The sequence below is a fragment of the Vibrio sp. 1580 genome, from assembly GCF_033340055.1.
In genome coordinates, this window is the sequence record NZ_JAWOVT010000431.1 from 1 (window position 1) to 611 (window position 611).

The 611-nt window shown below is 46.8% G+C and carries 1 protein-coding gene; it reads right to left on the reverse strand.

Annotated elements, in window-relative coordinates; all coding sequences use genetic code 11:
- The coding region (locus R7093_RS26410) for an ExeA family protein (RefSeq protein WP_318147175.1) at nucleotides 1-611 on the reverse strand (611 nt) is incomplete at both ends.

Consider the following 611-nt stretch of genomic DNA (forward strand, 5'->3'; position numbering starts at 1 on the left):
GGTATGCCCATGGCAGAACGCCAAATCGCTTTTTTCTGTTCAATGGAGAAAATGTGCGCCCCATTACCCGCTTTGTCTAAGCGATTATTGATGTACGCAACCCCTTCATCGACAGACAACGGACGCAGCCCACAACTGAACGTAATGCGTTGACGAAACTGCCGTAATTCGTGCATGGACAAGCGTTCATCCAATTCAGGCTGACCGAAAAGTACCAACTGAATCAATTTGTCTCGCTCGGTTTCTAAATTGCCGAACAAGCGCAGTGTTTCTAAAGCCTCAGGAGAAAGAGCTTGAGCTTCATCGACGATCAGAACGGTTTTCTTCCCGGTTGAATGCACACGAATCAAGTGTTCTTGAATTAAAGAAACAATGCGCAATGGATCGTTATTATCAATACCTAGCTCTCTTGCCACGGCAAACTGCAATTGCTCTCCGTTGAGCACAGGATTGGGTAGATAGACCAATTCCACTTGCGATTCGATCTGTTCAATCAGCTTGCGACAAACCATGGTTTTGCCCGTACCAACTTCACCTGTCACCTTAATCACTCCTTCACCCATCTGCACGGCGGCTAAGATGGTTTGAATCGCCTCATAGTGAGGCACTAA